This window comes from Pseudomonas sp. DF11, assembly GCF_058148565.1.
Window position 1 is genome coordinate 1,494,242 of the sequence record NZ_JBYVYN010000001.1, and the last position, 16,532, is coordinate 1,510,773.

General features: G+C 63.3%; 12 protein-coding genes. 9 read left to right on the top strand and 3 right to left on the bottom strand.

What is annotated here, in order from left to right:
• Window positions 1-130 precede the first annotated feature (130 nt).
• Entirely contained in the window at window positions 131-1,465 is a 1,335-nt protein-coding gene (locus AC30D9_RS06505) for a lysine N(6)-hydroxylase/L-ornithine N(5)-oxygenase family protein (protein WP_134925140.1), read from the bottom strand.
• 146 nt (window positions 1,466-1,611) lie between these two features.
• On the bottom strand, window positions 1,612-2,094 hold the full coding sequence (locus AC30D9_RS06510; RefSeq protein WP_134925141.1) for a sigma-70 family RNA polymerase sigma factor: 483 nt from the start codon (window positions 2,092-2,094) through the stop codon (window positions 1,612-1,614).
• A 484-nt stretch (window positions 2,095-2,578) separates the two neighbouring features.
• Between AC30D9_RS06510 and AC30D9_RS06515 the strand changes: the two genes are divergently transcribed.
• The 5 genes from AC30D9_RS06515 to AC30D9_RS06535 all read left to right on the top strand — a co-directional run bounded on the left by AC30D9_RS06515 (window position 2,579) and on the right by AC30D9_RS06535 (window position 8,868).
• Window positions 2,579-3,727, top strand: coding sequence for an efflux RND transporter periplasmic adaptor subunit (locus AC30D9_RS06515; protein WP_307571649.1), 1,149 nt, complete (start codon window positions 2,579-2,581; stop codon window positions 3,725-3,727).
• Window positions 3,728-5,698, top strand: coding sequence for a MacB family efflux pump subunit (locus tag AC30D9_RS06520; RefSeq protein ID WP_307571648.1), 1,971 nt, complete (start codon window positions 3,728-3,730; stop codon window positions 5,696-5,698).
• Window positions 5,699-5,708: 10 nt separating this feature from the next.
• Complete coding sequence (locus AC30D9_RS06525) at window positions 5,709-7,103, top strand: efflux transporter outer membrane subunit (RefSeq protein WP_490143698.1); 1,395 nt, start codon at window positions 5,709-5,711, stop codon at window positions 7,101-7,103.
• A 563-nt stretch (window positions 7,104-7,666) separates the two neighbouring features.
• Entirely contained in the window at window positions 7,667-7,993 is a 327-nt protein-coding gene (locus tag AC30D9_RS06530) for a DUF6124 family protein (RefSeq protein ID WP_134925145.1), read from the top strand.
• A gap of 548 nt (window positions 7,994-8,541) precedes the next feature.
• Window positions 8,542-8,868: a DUF6124 family protein gene (locus AC30D9_RS06535; RefSeq protein ID WP_134925145.1), complete on the top strand. Its 327-nt coding sequence runs from the start codon at window positions 8,542-8,544 to the stop codon at window positions 8,866-8,868.
• Between the two features lie 211 nt (window positions 8,869-9,079).
• On the opposite strand, the gene pvdP is transcribed toward AC30D9_RS06535, so the two are convergent.
• Entirely contained in the window at window positions 9,080-10,702 is a 1,623-nt protein-coding gene (pvdP, locus tag AC30D9_RS06540) for a pyoverdine maturation tyrosinase PvdP (protein WP_490143699.1), read from the bottom strand.
• Window positions 10,703-11,026: 324 nt separating this feature from the next.
• Here pvdP and pvdM point away from each other — a divergent pair, with 324 nt between their 5' ends.
• From pvdM to AC30D9_RS06560, 4 genes are all read left to right on the top strand, one after another.
• Window positions 11,027-12,397 carry a pyoverdine-tailoring dipeptidase-like protein PvdM gene (gene pvdM, locus AC30D9_RS06545; RefSeq protein WP_490143700.1) on the top strand — a complete coding sequence of 457 codons (1,371 nt, stop codon included), beginning with the start codon at window positions 11,027-11,029 and terminating at the stop codon, window positions 12,395-12,397.
• Window positions 12,394-13,674, top strand: a complete 1,281-nt coding sequence (gene pvdN, locus AC30D9_RS06550) for a pyoverdine-tailoring periplasmic protein PvdN (RefSeq protein ID WP_490143701.1) — start codon at window positions 12,394-12,396, stop codon at window positions 13,672-13,674. Before pvdM ends, pvdN begins: the two co-directional genes overlap by 4 nt.
• Window positions 13,675-13,698: 24 nt before the next feature.
• Complete coding sequence (gene pvdO, locus AC30D9_RS06555; protein ID WP_490143702.1) at window positions 13,699-14,574, top strand: dihydropyoverdine dehydrogenase; 876 nt, start codon at window positions 13,699-13,701, stop codon at window positions 14,572-14,574.
• A 298-nt stretch (window positions 14,575-14,872) separates the two neighbouring features.
• On the top strand, window positions 14,873-16,531 hold the full coding sequence (locus tag AC30D9_RS06560) for a cyclic peptide export ABC transporter (protein WP_307576500.1): 1,659 nt from the start codon (window positions 14,873-14,875) through the stop codon (window positions 16,529-16,531).
• Window position 16,532: the final 1 nt, after the last annotated feature.

Consider the following 16,532-nt stretch of genomic DNA (forward strand, 5'->3'; position numbering starts at 1 on the left):
GCTTTGGGTCTGCTACGCAGCCCAGCGGGGATAAATCCCCTCGCCACAATGAATCAGTCACGCCTCAAGTGAACAGCATTGCGCTCCCAGAAAGGGTTTTGCATGGACCAACGCGTAGCTCAGGTCTCGTCTACACGGCGGCGAGCAGCAAGTCGCGCACCGCCCGCGCCTGCCCACGATTGTTCCCGTGCTCATAGAGCGAGCCGGCGATTTCATCGGCACGCACCGGCAAGATCGACAACAGGGTGTCGCTCAGGCCATGGCTGGCCTGGCAGAAGCCCTGCATGTAGATCGCTGCCTTGCAGCGCTCGTCGGTGATCAGCTTGTAGTTGCGATCCACCTCGAAATCCCCCAGGTACTGGGCCAGCGGCTCCAGCAGGGTACGGTGCATCTGCCGCTCGTAACCGGTGGCCAGCACCACGGCGTCATAGCGGCGCACCGTCAGCTCACCGGTGGCGTTGTTGCGCACCGCCAGTTCCACGCCGGCGTCGGTGGCCGTGGCTTTCTCCACGGTGGTGAGGGTGCGGAAAGCATGGCGGGCGATGCCGGAGACTTTCTGGCGATAGAAAATCCCGTAGATGCGCTCGATCAGATCGATGTCCACCACCGAATAGTTGGTGTTGTGGTACTCGTTGACCAGGCGCTCGCGCTCGCTGTGGGGTTGCTGGAACACCAGATCGGTGAATTCCGGCGAAAACACTTCGTTGACGAACGGGCTGTCGTCCGCCGGCTTGAGGGCCGAGCCACGCAGGATCATGTCGACCTGCACCGAAGGGAAGCTGTCGTTGAGGTCGATGAAAGCCTCCGCCGCGCTCTGCCCGCCGCCGATAATGGCGATGTTCATTGGCTGGCCACTCACGCACGGCTGGCCTGCCATGCGCTCCAGGTACTGGGAATGGTGGAACACCCGGGCATCATCCTTGAAGGCCTTGAACACGTCAGGAATGCGCGGCGTACCGCCGGCACTGACCACCAGCGAACGGGTGGTGCGCACGAACTCTTCGCCCTGGGCCGTGCGGGAAATCACCCGCAGCGCTTCGACCTGCTGGCTGTGCAGCACCGGTTCGATACGCAGCACTTCCTCGCCATAGCGGCTCTGTTCGGTGAAGTGCCCGGCCACCCAGCGCAGGTAGTCATTGAACTCCATGCGGCACGGGTAGAACGTGCCGAGGTTGATGAAGTCCACCAGGCGGCCATGGTGCTTGAGGTAATTGACGAACGAATAAGGGCTGGTGGGGTTGCGCAGGGTCACCAGGTCCTTGAGGAAGGAAATCTGCAACTCGCTCTGGGTCACCAGGGTGTTGCCGTGCCAGCGGTAGTCGGCCTGCTTGTCGAGGAACAGCACGTCCAGTTCACCCTGGACCGGCCCCCGCTCCTGCAGCGCGATGGCCAACGCCAGGTTCGAAGGGCCGAAGCCAATGCCGATCAAGTCATGAACGATGGGCGATGCAATTGCCTGAGTCATGTCCAGTGTCCTCTGGAAAAGCCCCTCAACAGGGCACGAAAAGCCTGGGGAACCTGACCGGCGTCTTAAGCACCGGCAAGTCGTCTGTTGAGATGAACGAGGACAATGAAAAAAAATTTACCGCCGTGCGACCGGCGACAAGCCCATCAGGGCGCATCCCACTGTCGCATGCGAACGCGGCAGTGCTTCATGGCGTTGACGATGTGTTTTTCCACCAATGCCCGGGAAATGCCCAGGCGCTCGGCGATTTGCGGGTGGGACAGGCCTTCGAGCTTGCGCAGCAGGAAACTTTCGCGGCACAGCGGCGGCAGCTCGGCCAGGGCGCGCTGCAGCATGTCCAGGCGCTGGCCATGGTCGAAGCTGGTGTGGGGCGATGGCGTGAAGAAACGCTCTTCACTGTCCAGCACATCCAGGGATTCGACCTGGCGCAGGGTATTGCGCCGATGGCCGTCGATCACCAGGTTCAACGCCGTGCGGTAGAGAAATGCCCGGGGCTGTTCGATGGGGACATCGCTGGCACGCTCCAGCACCCGTACATAGGCGTCATGCACCACATCCTCGGCCGCCTGGCGGTTGCCTAGCCTGGCGTTCAGGAAACACACCAGCTCGCGATAGTAGTTTTCCAACATGACTCCCGTGCGCAATGGCTGCGACCGCTATCCCTGTGCCCACTCGACATGCCTGGAATAGGCAATGGCACGATAGTGGCAGATTCAATCGCGTAATTTATAGTAATTCTCATATAGATTTAAAGCTTTGGTTTGTATCAAGGCTGATTCGTTCATTTCTACTGGCGCCAAGCACTACTGTTGTGGCGAGGGGATTTATCCCCGCTGGGCTGCGAAGCGGCCCCAAAACCTGCTACTCGAAACATCTGGCACACCGCGTTGTTGGCCATAAGGGGCTGCTTCAGTCCAGCGGGGATAAATCCCCTCGCCACAGATAAATCCCCTAGCCACAACATCACCTGGCTTGGTTGTTGCGTTGCCCTTCCGCCAACTGCTACCAAGTGTTTCACCCGCTAAATTCCCGCCCGGAACGCTCGTCTACCAGAACAGCCTGCCGTCCCTGTTCGTCCTGGGATGGCCCCGATACCACCGGCCGGAACCCTGCATGAAACGTCCCCGCCCTACCCGACGCGCCTGGCTTGTCACCTTCGCCCTGCTTCCTGCCGTGGCCTTCGCCGCGTGGCAAGCCGTCGTGCCGAGCCGCGCGCCCCTGGTCACCGCGCCCGTCACCCGTGGCGATATCGAAAACAGCGTCACCGCCCTGGGCACCCTGCAACCGCGGCGTTATGTGGACGTCGGCGCCCAGGCCTCCGGACAGATCCAGAAGATTCATGTGGAGGCCGGCGACGAGGTTCGCGAGGGCCAGTTGCTGGTGGAAATCGACCCTTCCACACAAAAAGCCCGGCTCGACGCCGGGCGTTTTTCGATCGAGAACCTCAAGGCCCAGCTTCAGGAACAGCGCGCTCAACACGACCTGGCCCAGCAGAAATTCCGCCGTCAGCAGCAGCTCAAGGCCGGCGGCGCCACCCGTGAGGAAGACGTGCAGACCGCCCAGGCCGAGGTGCGGGCAACCCAGGCGCGCATCGACATGTTCCAGGCCCAGATCCGCCAGGCCCAGGCCAGTTTGCGCAGCGACGAGGCCGAGTTGGGCTACACGCGCATCTACGCGCCGATGAGCGGCACCGTGGTCGCCGTCGGGGCCCGGGAAGGCCAGACCCTCAACGCCCAGCAGCAAACCCCGTTGATCCTGCGTATCGCCCGGCTGTCGCCGATGACGGTCTGGGCCGAAGTCTCGGAAGCCGACATCGGCCACGTCAAGCCGGGCATGACCGCCTACTTCACCACCCTGGCCGGCGGCAACCGGCGCTGGAGCAGCACGGTTCGGCAGATCCTGCCGGTGCCGCCACGCCCGCTGGAGGCCAGCCAGGGCGGCAGCCCCAGCGGTGGCCGCAACGGCAGCGAGCGGGTGGTGCTTTACACCGTGTTGCTCGACGTCGACAACGCCGACCGCGCCTTGATGACCGACATGACCGCCCAGGTGTTTTTCGTCGCCGCCCAAGCCAAGGATGTGCTGACCATCCCCATCGCCGCCTTGCAGGACAGCGACCAGGTGCGGGTACTGGCCGACAATGGCGATGTCCAGCCACGCAGCGTTCGCACCGGCGTCAGTGATCGATTGCGCACGCAGATTCTCGACGGCCTGAGTGAAGGCGACCGGGTATTGATCAGCCCGGCTGACGGCAGCGGAGGCTGAATGAGCACGCCCCTGATCGAACTGCGGGACATTCGCAAGGCCTACGGCGGTGGCGACAGCCCTCGGGTGGAGGTGCTGCGTGGCATCGACTTATCCATTCACGCCGGGGAATTCCTGGCGATTGTCGGCGCGTCCGGCTCCGGTAAATCGACCTTGATGAACATCCTCGGCTGCCTCGACCGCCCCACCAGCGGCGAGTACCGTTTCGCCGGTGAAGACGTCGCCCACCTGGGCAGCGATGAATTGGCCTGGTTGCGGCGCGAGGCCTTCGGGTTCGTGTTCCAGGGCTATCACCTGATCCCCTCCGGCACGGCCCAGGAGAACGTCGAGATGCCGGCCATCTACGCCGGCACTTCGGCCGCCGAACGCCACGCCCGCGCCAGCGCCCTGCTCGCCCGCCTGGGGCTGGCCAGCCGCACCGGCAACCGCCCGCATCAATTGTCCGGCGGGCAGCAGCAACGGGTGTCGATTGCCCGGGCCTTGATGAACGGCGGCCATATCATCCTCGCTGACGAACCCACCGGCGCCCTCGACAGCCAGAGCGGCATCGAGGTCATGGCCTTGCTCGACGAACTGGCGAGCCAGGGCCACGTGGTGATCCTGATCACCCACGACCGCGAAGTGGCGGCCCGGGCCAAGCGCATCATCGAGATCCGCGACGGGTTGATCATCAGCGACAGCGCCACCGCTTCGCCCACCGACGCGCAAGCCAATCCAAAGGCACTGCAAGCCGTGGACCTGCGCCAGCGCCTGAGTGCCGGCAGCGAACACAACGGCGCCTGGAAAGGCGAACTGGTGGACGCGGTACAAGCGGCATGGCGGGTGATGTGGATCAATCGCTTTCGCACTGCCCTGACCTTGCTCGGCATTGTCATCGGTGTGGCCTCGGTGGTGGTGATGCTGGCCGTGGGCGAAGGTAGCAAGCGCCAGGTCATGGCCCAGATGGGCGCCTTTGGCTCGAACATCATCTACCTCAACGGCAGCGCGCCCACCCCGCGCGCCGCCAAGGGCATTATCAGCGAATACGATCTGGCTGCCCTCGCCGCCCTGCCCGAGGTGCAACGGATCATGCCGGTCAACGGTGCCGAAGCCAGCGTGCGTTTCGGCAACCTCGACCACACCAGCTACGTGGGCGGCAACGATACGAATTTCCCGACCATCTTCAATTGGCCGGTGGCCGAGGGCAGCTATTTCAGTGAGGCCGATGAGCGCAGCGCCGCCGCAGTCGCGGTGATCGGCCACAAGGTCCGGCAGAAACTGCTCAAGGACGTCGCCGACCCCATCGGCCGCTACATCCTGATCGAGAACGTGCCATTCCAGGTGGTCGGCGTATTGGCGGAAAAAGGCGCCAGCTCCGGGGACTCGGACGCCGACAACCGTGTCGCGGTGCCCTACTCCGCCGCCAGCGTGCGGCTGTTCGGCACACGTCATCCGGAGTACGTGGTGATCGCCGCCAAGGACGCGGGCAAGGTCAAGCAAGCCGAGCAAGCCGTGTCTCGGACGCTGTTGCGCCTGCACAACGGCAAGCAGGATTTCGAACTGACCAACAACGCCGCGATGATCCAGGCCGAGGCCCGCACCCAAGGCACACTGTCGCTGATGCTCGGCGCCATTGCCGCGATTTCGCTGCTGGTGGGCGGCATCGGGGTGATGAACATCATGCTCATGACCGTGCGCGAACGAACCCGCGAGATCGGCATCCGCATGGCCACCGGCGCGCGCCAGCGCGACATCCTGCGCCAGTTTCTCACCGAGGCGGTGATGCTCTCGGTGGTCGGCGGGCTGGCCGGTATCGGCCTGGCCCTGCTGGTGGGCGGCGCGTTGCTGCTGGGCAAGATCGCCGTGGCGTTCGAGTGGCTGGCGGTGTTCGGCGCCTTCGGCTGCGCCCTGGTCACCGGCGTCGTCTTCGGTTTCATGCCGGCCCGCAAGGCGGCCCGCCTCGACCCGGTCGCGGCCCTTACCAGTGAATGAACTCCATCCTATGAAAGCGCACCTGACCCTCCTGGCGACCGGCCTGTTACTGGCAGCCTGCGCCAGCCCGTTGCCGGTCCCGGACAGCGACATCCAACCACCAGCGGCCTGGCAAAACCTCGATACCCCCAGCGCCCGAGCCGATAACCAGCAATGGTGGACGCACTTTGGCAGCCCGCAATTGAACCGGCTGATCGAACAGGCGCGCCTGGACAGCCACGACCTCGCCGCCGCCATGGCCCGGGTGCGCCAGGCCCAGACCAGTGCCGTCATTGCCGGCGCACCACTGCTGCCGGAAATCACGGCCGGGCTCAACGGCAATCGCCAGGAGTTATTGCGGGGCAAGGGCTACAGCCAGTTGGACGTGGATCGGGACAACCGCACCATCGACTACTACGACGCCAACCTCAGTGCCAGCTATGAGCTGGATTTCTGGGGGGGTAAACGGGCAGCCCGAGACAGTGCGCTGAGCACGCTCTCGGCCAGCCAGTTCGACCGCGCGACCGTGGAGTTGACCCTGCTCAGCAGCGTCGCCAACAGCTACACCCAGGCATTGTCATTGCGCGAACAACAGCGCATCGCCGAACTGAACCTGGCCAACGCCCAGCGCGTGCTCGACCTGGTGCAGACCCGCTACGACGCCGGCAGCGCCACGGCCCTGGAACTGTCCCAGCAGAAAAGCCTGGTGGCGGCCCAACAGCGCCAGTTGCCGCAGGTGCAGCAACAAGCCCGGGACGCCTTGATCACCCTGGCGGCGCTGCTGGGGCAACCGGTGCAATCGGTCAGGCTCGACGCTGAAGACTTCGACCGTTTGCACTGGCCCACTATCGACGCCGGGGTGCCCAGTGACCTGCTCAGTCGCCGCCCGGACATCGCCGCCGCCGAAGCCCGCCTCGCCGCCGCCCAGGCCGACATCCGCGTGGCCCGCGCGGCCATGCTGCCCTCCATGACCCTGGGCCTGAGCCTGGGCACAGGCGCCGACATTGCCGACCAGTTGCTGCGCAACAACGTCTACAACCTCAGCGTCGGTTTGGCCGCACCGATCTTCAATAACGGTCGCTTGAGTGCCGAACGCGACCGAGCCTCCGCGCGCCATGAAGAACTGCTGGAGCTCTACCGTGCCGCCATCATCAACGGCTTCGCCGACGTCGAAAAAGCCCTGAACAGCATCCACGGCCTGGACCAGCAACGGCAGTGGCAAGGCGAAGAACTGCACCAGGCCCAAACCGCCTTCGACCTCGCCCAGCGCCGCTACCAGGCCGGTGCCGAAGACCTGCTCACGGTGCTGGAAACCCAACGCACGCTCTATGCCGCCCAGGACATGAACGTGCAATTGAGACTGGCGCGGGTGCAGGCGAGTGTGGCGTTGTACAGGGCGTTGGGTGGGGGTTGGCGGGTGATGTAGGCCTCGACCACACCTTCAAGCCAAGTGACATTTGTGGCGAGGGGATTTAGCGAAACGTCGCACCGCCCCGCTGGGCTGCGCAGCAGCCCCAATCACCAACACCTCGGTGTGTCAGATATTTTTGAGTGAGCTGGTTTGGGGCTGCTTCGCACCCCAGCGGGGATAAATCCCCTCGCCACAGATGGATCTCATCTTCATAAAGGATGTTCGGCTTTGGTTCTGTTTATCCGGCCATGTAGGACTCCCGAGCGAGGCTACGTCGCCTTGCGTCGTTGCCTACAACTGCGCCAGAATCCGCCGGCTTGTGCGCTTGGCTCGTGGCTTTTACTGTTTCCGGGTCGCTGATTTCAGCGATCGGGTTTGGTAGCCCGCGAGTCAACTAGGCGCAAGCGCCACCTCCTACAGATGCTGTCTCGGCGTCTGTTTCATGGTGGCCGTGCGCAGGGCGTCTTCGGGCGCGCCGGGTTCCTAGTGCTCCGGTCTACCAACCCGCGTACGGCCGCCACCCAATCGTTTGGTAGCGATGGTGTCGGCTCCTGAAAATGAATACTAGGAGTTACAGCATGTTCAAGATCACCCCCAATCCCCCCGAAGACGATTCCAAAAAACTCAACGAAGCCGCTGACCGCGCCCTCGCCTTTTACCTCGACCCCAAACCTGAAAACCCCACTCCACCGCCGGGCCAGTTGTTCACCGTGGCAGAAGGCGCGGACCTGGAATGCCTGCTGGCCAACCTCAGCGAAACCCTTGCGTCAGTCAATGTCATGGCCAACGAACTGGCATTCGATCTGGAAGGCGCGCGACGAAGTTTTGCCCTGGGGATTCAGCAGATGGTCGAGCTGAGTGAGCTACTGGCGAACCGCGCCTTGGACATCGCCGCGCCGCGCTAAAAGCCCACACCACAATCCTCAAGCCAAGTGACATTTGTGGCGAGGGGATTTATCCCCGTTGGGCTGCGCAGCAGCCCCAATCACCAACACCTCGGTGTGTCAGATATTTTTGAGTGAGCTGGTTTGGGGCTGCTGCGCAGCCCAGCGGGGATAAATCCCCTCGCCACAGATGGATCTCATCTTCATAAAGAATGTTCGGCTTTGGCTCTGTTTATCCGGCCATGTAGGACTCCCGAGCGAGGCTACGTCGCCTTGCGTCGTTGCCTACAACTGCGCCAGAATCCGCCGGCTTGTGCGCTTGGCACCCCATCGATAACTTGTTCCCCGTCACTGCTCATCAGTGATCGGGTCTGCAAGCCCGACGAATACCAGGCGCATAGCCGAAGCCTATCGACACGTTCGTGTTCGTTTTATGGCGGCTGTGTGCGGGAGACCTTCGGGTCTGCCGGGTTCCTGGTTTCCCGGTCTTGCAGACCCGCGCATAGCTGCCACCTCATCATCTGCAAGTGATGTCTGGCAGCGTCCATTGAATAATCAGGAGCTGCACCATGTTCAAGATCACCCCCAATCCCCCCGAAGACGATTCCAAAAAACTCAACGAAGCCGCCGACCGCGCCCTCGCCTTTTACCTCGACCCCAAACCTGAAAACCCCACTCCACCGCCGGGCCAGCTGTTCACCGTGGCAGAAGGCGCGGACCTGGAATGCCTGTTGGCCAACCTCAGCGAAACCCTGGCTTCGGTCAATGTCATGGCCAACGAACTGGCATTTGATTTGGAAGGCGCGCGGCGAAGTTTTGCCCTGGGGATCCAACAGATGGTCGAGCTGAGTGAGCTGCTGGCGAACCGCGCCCTGGACATCGCCGCGCCGCGCTAAAAGCCCACACCACAACCCTCAAGCCAAGTGACATTTGTGGCGAGGGGATTTATCCCCGTTGGGCTGCGCAGCAGCCCCAATCACCAACACCTCGGTGTGTCAGATATTTTTGAGTGAGCTGGTTTGGGGCTGCTGCGCAGCCCAGCGGGGATAAATCCCCTCGCCACAACAGGGTCTTGCCTTATGTTCTGTGGGCAGCGTGCAGAGGGAGTTAAACCGGCTTGCTCTTCAGATTGCGCGCATACCACGGCCGTTGCGGCACGCGGCGGAACAGTTCAGTGAGCTTTTTGTCATCGCTGCCGAAGGTGATGCGCAGCGCCAGCTTCATGGTTTCCGGGTCCATTTCCACCGAGCGACCGGTCTGCAACCCCGGCGTGGTGCTGCAGCCGTGGGTGTCCGGCCCTAGCCAGGGGTCGGCGATTTCGACCCAGCGGCCCGGGGCGAACCAGGGCACGCCGTTGACTTCAAGCCGGCTCACTTCGCCCGGATGGAAGCGTTCGTGGGCACGGAACCAGTCTTCGAGGCGGTCGTCGATCCAGCCGTGGAAGGCCCAGAACACCGGGTTCACATGGGAGGAAAACGGATCGCCGAGGAAGTCGTTTTCCGGCGCGAACCAACGCCCGGCGAAGTCGTCCGGATCGCGGGCGAACGGCACTGGATGGCCGTTGGACGGGTCGCGCGGCACCGAGGCCCAGCGCATGTGCAGCCAGTCGTGCAGGCCCAGTTCCACTTCCGAGCCGAACTGGCCCAGGGTCAGTTTCGCCAGGTAGCGCGGGTCGCGGTAGCGCGATTCCCAGACCTGGAAATTGCTGTGGTAGGTCTCGGCGGTCTTGATGTCGCTGACCCACTGGGCGTATTGCTCGTCGCCGTCGGCCAGCCAGGTGGGCGGCAAGGCGGTGCCGTCGTGGTTGTCGAAATAACGGGCGAACCCCTGGCGATCACGCTCCAGCTCCGGTTGCGGCAACGGAAAGCGCGACCACGATGGCAGCGGCTGGATCGAACGTGCGGTGCCGAGCATGTGCCGGTGCATGAAAAAGAAGTCGATGCCCGAGCCGTTGCGATCCTTGCGCGGGCCGCGGGCGTCGCGTTCCTGATCCCGTGGGCCGGGTTGCCAGCCAATGCCGCGCAGGGCGTTGCGTTTGTCTTCGTCCAGGGTGTGCCATTTGTCCCGCGAGGCATGCCAGAGCTGGTGGAACAACCGATGCTCGGGCGACACCAGCCAGGCCAGCAACGCCGGGCTCAGCGGCGTGCGCTCGCGGGCTTCGGGGAAGCGCTGCTTGACGGCGATGAACTGATTGTCGAGTTCCGGCAGGGCCAACGGGCGGTCCAGCCGTGACACCCGGCCACTGAGGGTCGCGCTGCCGGCATTGCCGAAGCCGGCCCAGACCTCGTCCAGGGTCATGGTGAATTCATAGTCCGGCGCGCCACCGGAGGCCTGGGCGCCGATCAAGCGCCAGCTCAGTTGCTTCGGGTCGGTGCCGGCCAAATCCCCCAACACCCGATAACGGGGTTCATCCCCGGCACGCAGGCGTTCGGCGGTGTCGAGGTAACCCACCAGGCCACGGCCCTTGTGGCCGATATCGAGGAGCACTTGCAGATCGTCCTGGGGCAAGCCGTCGAGACCGGCATCGCGCCCGGTGAAACGGATGGTCCAGATCCCCCGCAGCGTATCGGCCCGGCGCTGGCCCGCCACGTCGGCCACATCGAACGAGGCCTCGCCGGGGGTGATGGTGGGGTCCGGCCGGGTCAGTTCGCGATGCCCGTAATACACCGCAGGCACGGCGGCACCGGTCAGCGCCAGGCCTGCCATGAACCATCGTCGAGTAATCGTCATTGCCTTACCTGTGTTCGGCCCTGGAGCGGGCTTTATCCAAGCTAGAACGATGGGGGGGCTGACAAATTTATAGAGGCTGTGAGGGCCTCATCGCGAGCAGGCTCGCTCCCACAATGGATCAGGTACATCCGCGAGAGATCGGGCGACTGTCAGACCGCCATCGCGAGCAAGCTCCCACAGGTGACCGCGTTCCAATGTGGGAGCGAGCTTGCTCGCGATGAGGGCCTGAAGGCCGCCTAAATTTCCCCGCCGATCACTCGTTCTCCCCAGATAGCAAAGCCCCCCGCGCCTGTCCTTCCAAGGCGAACCTGACTGAGATCGGCAATGACAACACCACGTTCGAAAAAGGCTCTTTTCACCGGCGTGCCCCTGATCCTGGCGCTGGCCGTGGGTGGCGGCCTCGCGGCCTGGGACCATTGGTGGCGGGACAACCCCGGCTACCCGGTCAAGGTGATGAAAGAGGCCAGGGAACTGCACGAGCGCCTGCTGTCCTTCGACAGCCACATCACCGTGCCGCTGGATTTCGGCACCGCTGGCAATGAAGCCGACAAGGACGGCAGCAGCCAGTTCGACCTGGTCAAAGCCAATCGCGGGCAGCTCTCCGGCGCGGCGCTGACGGTGTTCGGCTGGCCCGAGATCTGGAACGGCCCCAACGCCCCGCACAAGCCCACCGCCGGTTTCGTCGAAGAGGCACGCAACCAGCAAGAGGTGCGCTACAAGATCATCACCGGCCTGGTCCGGGACTTTCCCAACCAGGTCGCCATCGCCTACACCCCGGATGATTTCCGGCGCCTGCACGGCGAAGGCAAGTTCGCGATTTTCATCAGCATGCTCAACGCCTACCCCCTGGGCCACGACCTGAGCTTGCTAGACCTGTGGACGGCGCGCGGCATGCGCATGTTCGGCTTCAGCTACATCGGCAACAACGACTGGGCCGACTCCTCGCGGCCGCTGCCGTTCTTCAACGACTCGCCCGACGCCCTCGGTGGCCTCTCGGAGATTGGCAAGCAAGCGGTGACGCGCCTGAACGACCTGGGCGTGATCATCGACGTGTCGCAGATGTCGACCCAGGCCCTGGAGCAAGTCGCGCAACTGAGCCGCACGCCACTGGTGGCCTCCCATTCGGCGCCACGAGCCATGGTCGACATCCCGCGCAACCTCAGTGACAAGGAAATGCAACTGATCAAGGCCAGCGGCGGCGTGGTGCAGATCGTCGGTTTCTCCCAATACCTGCGCCCGCTGACGCCAAAGACCCAGGACAAACTCAACGCCCTGCGCGAACGGTTCGACCTGCCGCCGCTGCCGAACCTGGCGATGGCGCTGATGCCGGGCGACCCGATCATCGCCGCCTGGCCGGAGCAAAGGTTTGGCGAATACGCCAGCCAGCTCTACGCCATCCTCGAAGAAGAACCCAAGGCCAGCCTCAAGGACCTGGGCGATGCCATCGATTACACCGTGCGCAAGATCGGCATCGACCACGTCGGCATCAGTTCGGACTTCAACGAAGGCGGCGGCGTGAAAGGCTGGGAGAACGTTGGCGACATCCGCAACGTCACCGCCGAACTGCTGACCCGCGGCTACTCCGAAGCGGACATCGCCAAACTCTGGGGCGGAAACTTTCTGCGGGTCTGGGATCAGGTCCAGCAAGCCGCAAAACCCGCATTGGCCTCGAATCAGAAGGCTGTCCAACCATGAATGAACGCCGCACATTCTTGAAGCAAGCCGGGATTCTCGCCGCCGGTTTGCCGTTGGCCGCCAGCCTCCCCGCCTCGGCCCGTGCCGATTCACTACCGGCACTGCCGCGCAACAAATGGGCGCAATTGCGCACGCTGTTCAACCAGGACCCGGACTACCTGCACTTCTCCAATTTCCTGGTCACCACCCACCCGCGTCCGGTGCGCGAGGCCATCGAAAAGCACCGCGCCGCCCTGGATAAAAACCCCGGGCTGTTGATGGACTGGGACCTGGGCGTCACTGAAGAACGCGAGGAAAACGTGCGGACCTGGGCCGGCCGCTACCTGCATGCCAGCCCGAAGCAGATCGCCCTCACCGGCAGCACCACCGAAGGCCTGTCGATGATCTACGGCGGCGCCCATGTGGCGGCCGACCAGGAAATCCTCACCACCGCCCACGAACATTACGCCACCCACACCATTCTCGAGTTGCGCACCCAACGGGACGGCACCCGGGTGCGCAAGATCAAGCTGTTCGAAAACGCCCACGACGCCAGCCACGAGCAAATCCTCACCGCCATCGAGCGCAACATCCGCCCGGAGACGCGGGTGCTGGGCATGACCTGGGTGCATTCGGGCAGCGGCGTGAAACTGCCCATCGACAAGATCGGCGCCCTGGTGGACAAGCACAACCAGGGCCGCAGCGATGAGCAACGGATCATTTACGTGGTGGACGGCGTGCACGGTTTCGGCGTCGAGGACCTGGACTTCCCGGCGATGAACTGCGACTTCTTCATCGCCGGCACTCACAAATGGATGTTCGGCCCACGTGGCACTGGCCTGGTGTGCAGCCGCAGCGAGGAGGTCAAGTACGTCACGCCGATCATTCCGACCTTCTCCGAAGCCACGGCGTTTTCCACCACCATGACGCCCGGCGGTTACCACGCTTTCGAGCATCGCTGGGCGGCGGACGAAGCGTTCAAGCTGCACCTGCAACTGGGCAAGACCGAGGTGCAGGCGCGCATTCATGCCATCAACACCTACCTGAAAAAACAGCTGGTGGCGCTGCCGCAGATCGAACTGGTCACGCCCCTGAGCCCGGACTTGTCCGCCGGTTTCACCTTCTTCCGGGTCAAGGGTCGCGACAGCGATGAGATCGCCGGCTACCTGATGAAGAACCGGGTGATCGCCGACGCCGTGCATCGCGACGCCGGGCCGGTAATCCGCACCGCGCCGGGGTTGCTCAACACCGAAGCCGAGATCGATCGCTTCATGGGCTTGCTGGCCAAGACACTCTGAACCTGACTTTATCGAGAGAGATGGATGAACAGTTTTTCCTTGACGCTACTCCCGGCACTGGCCCTCGTCGCCCTGCTGCCCTCCGGCGCCCTGGCCTCGCAACCGGGCCAGGTCTTTCGCGACTGCAAGGACTGCCCGGAAATGGTCGTGCTGCCCACCGGCACCTTCCAGATGGGCACCCCGGAAGACGAAGTGGGCCGCGAGCCTGATGAGGGGCCGATGCACCCGGTGACCTTCGCCAAGCCACTGGCGATCAGCCGCTTCCAAGTCTTGAAGGGCGAATGGTTCGCCTACCTGCGCGACACCGGTTACCAGATGCCCGATGGCGACAAGCGCCCCGGCCGCGCCTGCAAGGCCGGCATCCCGGATTACCAGGGCAGCGACCCGCGCAAGCAATACACCGACCGCCACCCGGCGGTGTGCATGGATTTCGCCGAGGCCAACGCTTATGTGGCGTGGCTGTCGAAAAAGACCGGCAAACCATACCGGCTGGTCAGCGAATCCCTGCGCGAGTACGCGGCACGCGGCGGCAGCACCGGCCCGTTCCCCTTCCCGTTCGACGAGGGCAAGGAATACAGCATCGCCCAACACGCCAACACCTACGGCGCGGCCGACGGCTACAACTTCACGGCCCCGGCCGGCAGCTTCGCGCCCAATGCCTTCGGCGTGTACGACATGCACGGCAACATCTACGAGTGGACCGCCGATTGCTACAACGAAAACTACGTGGGTGCCCCCAGCGACGGCAGCGCCTGGCTGACCGGCAAGTGCGAGTTCAAGCGCATCCGCGGCAACGACTGGGGTGAAGCGCCAGTGTTCTCCCGCTCCGGCAACCGCAATGCCTTGGTGCCGAGTGATCGCGGCGACTGGATCGGTTTTCGGGTGGCGCGGGATATGTAAATCAACAGGTTCACCCAAATACCCTGTGGCGAGGGGATTTATCCCCGCTGGGCTGCGAAGCAGCCCCCCCAAACAGGCAACACAGATCAGTCAGGAATATCCAGGCAATATTCATTGGGGCTGCTTCGCAGCCCAACGGGGATAAATCCCCTCGCCACAAACGGTGTTTCTCAGGCCATTCGCCGTTAAATCCCCTCCCACTCCAACCGTCTTACAGACAGGCGCGCCTGCGCCCTAAAGCCCTCCCGGCAACCACCCGCGACGGCCTTCGACTTTTTCATCAAGCAGGGAAACCTCCATGAGCCAACCAACACGCGGGGTGATCAGTGAACTGTTCAGCCTGCTCAAACCCTTCCGGCTGATTGTCGTAGGCTCCATCCTCTTGGGCATGCTGGGCGGCCTGAGCATCACTGCCCTGCTGGCAACCATCAACGACGCCCTGAACGCCGCCACAACGCCCACGCCCCAGGTGCTGGCGACGTTCGCCGGGCTTTGCGCGGCGGCGCTGCTGACCTCGATTCTTTCCGACATCGGCACTAACCATGTCGGCCAGAACATCATCGCCGAGCTGCGTAAATCCCTGGGCAAGAAAGTCCTGCTGGCGCCCATCGAGCAGATCGAACGCTATCGCAGCCATCGGCTCATCCCGGTGTTGACCCACGACGTCAATACCGTCAGCGACTTCGCCTTTTCGTTCGCGCCGCTGGCCATCGCCTTTACCGTCACCCTCGGTTGCCTGGGCTACCTGGCCTACCTGTCACTGCCGATGTTCTTGCTGCTGTTGGTGGCCCTGGTGATCGGCACGGTCGTGCAGTACCTGGCGCGGGCTCGTGGCATCAGGGGTTTCGAAGCCGCCCGTGAAGCCGAGGACGCACTGCAGAAACACTACGGCGCCATCGCCGCCGGGGCCAAGGAACTGCGCATTCATCGCCCACGCCGCCAGCGCATGTTCAGCCAGCGCATCGAAGCGACCGCCGATTACATCTGCGACACCAACATTCGTTCGGTCAACACCTTCGTGGTGGCCAAGACCTTCGGCTCGATGCTGTTTTTTGTGGTCATTGGCCTGGTCCTGGCCCTGCAATCGCTGTGGCTGGGCACGGACAGGGTCGTGCTCAGCGGTTTTGTGCTGGTGCTGTTGTATATGAAAGGCCCGCTGGAATACCTGGTGATGACGTTGCCAGTGATCAGCCGGGCGAACGTTGCGTTCAAGCGCATTGCCGAACTGGCCGAGCAGTTTTCCTCGCCGGAGCCGCACCTGCTGCTCAACGACAAGAACCGTTGCAAACCAACGATCCAGCAGCTTGAACTGCGTGATGTGCACTACGCCTTTCCAATGGTCGAAGGTAGCCAACCCTTCGCCCTGGGACCGGTCAACCTGTCCATCGCCCAAGGGGACATTGTGTTTATCGTCGGTGAAAACGGTGGCGGCAAGACCACGCTGATCAAACTGCTGCTGGGCCTCTATCTCCCCCAGGGCGGTGAAATCCTCCTGGATGGCACGCCGGTAGGGGCTGCGCAACGGGACGATTATCGCCAGTTGTTCACCACGATTTTTGCCGACTACTACCTGTTCGATGAGTTGGTCCAGGGCGATCAACAAGTGCCCAAAAACGCCAACCGCTACCTGGAGCGTCTGGAAATCGCCCACAAGGTCAGCATTCAGGACGGCGCCTTCAGCACCACTGACCTCTCCACTGGCCAGCGCAAACGCCTGGCGTTGCTCAACGCCTGGCTGGAGGAGCGCCCGGTGCTGGTGTTCGACGAATGGGCCGCCGACCAGGATCCGCTGTTTCGCCGGGTGTTCTACACCGAGCTGCTGCCGGAACTGAAGGCGCTGGGCAAAACCATCATCGTCATTTCCCACGACGACCGCTATTTCGACATCGCCGATCAACTGGTCCGGATGCAGGCCGGTCAGGTCATCAGTGAAAAAGCTCCGGCGGCGTTTGCCTGAG